This window comes from Streptomyces sp. CLV115, from assembly GCF_038448545.1.
In the GTDB taxonomy this organism is placed as follows: Bacteria; Actinomycetota; Actinomycetes; order Streptomycetales; family Streptomycetaceae; genus Streptomyces; species Streptomyces sanglieri.
In genome coordinates this window covers 1-2,790 of record NZ_JBCEWQ010000320.1, presented here as the reverse complement: position 1 = coordinate 2,790, position 2,790 = coordinate 1, and the positions used below count along the sequence as shown (strand labels likewise).

The following is a 2,790-nucleotide window of genomic DNA, read 5'->3' as shown; positions in this document are numbered from 1 at the left end:
GCGACGCTCCCACGGCTTGTAGGCACACGGTTTCAGGTACTATTTCACTCCGCTCCCGCGGTACTTTTCACCATTCCCTCACGGTACTATCCGCTATCGGTCACCAGGGAATATTTAGGCTTAGCGGGTGGTCCCGCCAGATTCACACGGGATTTCTCGGGCCCCGTGCTACTTGGGTGTCTCTCAAGCAAGCCGTCAATGTTTCAGCTACGGGGGTCTTACCCTCTACGCCGGACCTTTCGCATGTCCTTCGCCTACATCAACGGTTTCTGACTCGCCGACCAATCGGCAGATTGATCAAGAGAGATCCCACAACCCCGCATGCGCAACCCCTGCCGGGTATCACACGCATACGGTTTGGCCTCATCCGGTTTCGCTCGCCACTACTCCCGGAATCACGGTTGTTTTCTCTTCCTGAGGGTACTGAGATGTTTCACTTCCCCTCGTTCCCTCCACACTGCCTATGTGTTCAGCAGCGGGTGACAGCCCATGACGACTGCCGGGTTTCCCCATTCGGACACCCCCGGATCAAAGCTCGGTTGACAGCTCCCCGGGGCCTATCGTGGCCTCCCACGTCCTTCATCGGTTCCTGGTGCCAAGGCATCCACCGTGCGCCCTTAAAAACTTGGCCACAGATGCTCGCGTCCACTGTGCAGTTCTCAAACAACGACCAGCCACCCATCACCCCGCTCCGAAGAACAGGTTCACTGGGGCCGGCAACTGAAGGCGACCATCACGGCCGTACCCTCAGATACCCAACAACGTGCCCGACCCGACCTGCCGTCCCCCACGTTCCACGCCGAAGCAGTACTAGTGAAAAACAACCTGTCGTGCCGAATAGTCAACGTTCCACCCATGAGCAACCACCGTCGAACATTTGCCGACGTAGTGGCCTCTGACCAAACCGAAGCCTGGTAAGAAGTGCTCCTTAGAAAGGAGGTGATCCAGCCGCACCTTCCGGTACGGCTACCTTGTTACGACTTCGTCCCAATCGCCAGTCCCACCTTCGACAGCTCCCTCCCACAAGGGGTTGGGCCACCGGCTTCGGGTGTTACCGACTTTCGTGACGTGACGGGCGGTGTGTACAAGGCCCGGGAACGTATTCACCGCAGCAATGCTGATCTGCGATTACTAGCAACTCCGACTTCATGGGGTCGAGTTGCAGACCCCAATCCGAACTGAGACCGGCTTTTTGAGATTCGCTCCGCCTCGCGGCATCGCAGCTCATTGTACCGGCCATTGTAGCACGTGTGCAGCCCAAGACATAAGGGGCATGATGACTTGACGTCGTCCCCACCTTCCTCCGAGTTGACCCCGGCAGTCTCCTGTGAGTCCCCATCACCCCGAAGGGCATGCTGGCAACACAGAACAAGGGTTGCGCTCGTTGCGGGACTTAACCCAACATCTCACGACACGAGCTGACGACAGCCATGCACCACCTGTACACCGACCACAAGGGGGGCACCATCTCTGATGCTTTCCGGTGTATGTCAAGCCTTGGTAAGGTTCTTCGCGTTGCGTCGAATTAAGCCACATGCTCCGCTGCTTGTGCGGGCCCCCGTCAATTCCTTTGAGTTTTAGCCTTGCGGCCGTACTCCCCAGGCGGGGAACTTAATGCGTTAGCTGCGGCACCGACGACGTGGAATGTCGCCAACACCTAGTTCCCAACGTTTACGGCGTGGACTACCAGGGTATCTAATCCTGTTCGCTCCCCACGCTTTCGCTCCTCAGCGTCAGTAATGGCCCAGAGATCCGCCTTCGCCACCGGTGTTCCTCCTGATATCTGCGCATTTCACCGCTACACCAGGAATTCCGATCTCCCCTACCACACTCTAGCCTGCCCGTATCGACTGCAGACCCGGGGTTAAGCCCCGGGCTTTCACAACCGACGCAACAAGCCGCCTACGAGCTCTTTACGCCCAATAATTCCGGACAACGCTTGCGCCCTACGTATTACCGCGGCTGCTGGCACGTAGTTAGCCGGCGCTTCTTCTGCAGGTACCGTCACTTTCGCTTCTTCCCTGCTGAAAGAGGTTTACAACCCGAAGGCCGTCATCCCTCACGCGGCGTCGCTGCATCAGGCTTTCGCCCATTGTGCAATATTCCCCACTGCTGCCTCCCGTAGGAGTCTGGGCCGTGTCTCAGTCCCAGTGTGGCCGGTCGCCCTCTCAGGCCGGCTACCCGTCGTCGCCTTGGTAGGCCATCACCCCACCAACAAGCTGATAGGCCGCGGGCTCATCCTTCACCGCCGGAGCTTTCAACCCCGTCCCATGCGGGACAGAGTGTTATCCGGTATTAGACCCCGTTTCCAGGGCTTGTCCCAGAGTGAAGGGCAGATTGCCCACGTGTTACTCACCCGTTCGCCACTAATCCACCCCGAAGGGCTTCATCGTTCGACTTGCATGTGTTAAGCACGCCGCCAGCGTTCGTCCTGAGCCAGGATCAAACTCTCCGTGAATGTTTTCCCGTGATCGGGACAACACAACACGAGAGCGGAACGACCGGACGGAATAAGACCGGTCGTTCACAGCGTCCTCGCTGTGTAAATTGCCTACCGGGTCGGTGACCCCGTAGGACTTTCAAAGGAACCTCCAACCTGCCGAAGCAGGCCGGGGTATCAACATATCTGGCGTTGACTTTTGGCACGCTGTTGAGTTCTCAAGGAACGGACGCTTCCTTTGTACTCACCCGCAGAACACTCTCTGGGGCTTTCCTCCGGGCTTTTCCCTTCGGTCTTGCGTTTCCGACTCTATCAGACTCTTTCGTGTCCGATTCCCGGTCGAAGCGGGA

General features: G+C 58.1%; 2 rRNA genes. Both read right to left on the bottom strand.

The features are described 5' to 3' along the window. Positions 1-631 (bottom strand): 23S ribosomal RNA (locus tag AADR41_RS41790); the annotation flags it as partial. A gap of 301 nt (positions 632-932) precedes the next feature. Further along, positions 933-2,458 (bottom strand): 16S ribosomal RNA (locus AADR41_RS41785). Positions 2,459-2,790 lie beyond the last annotated feature (332 nt).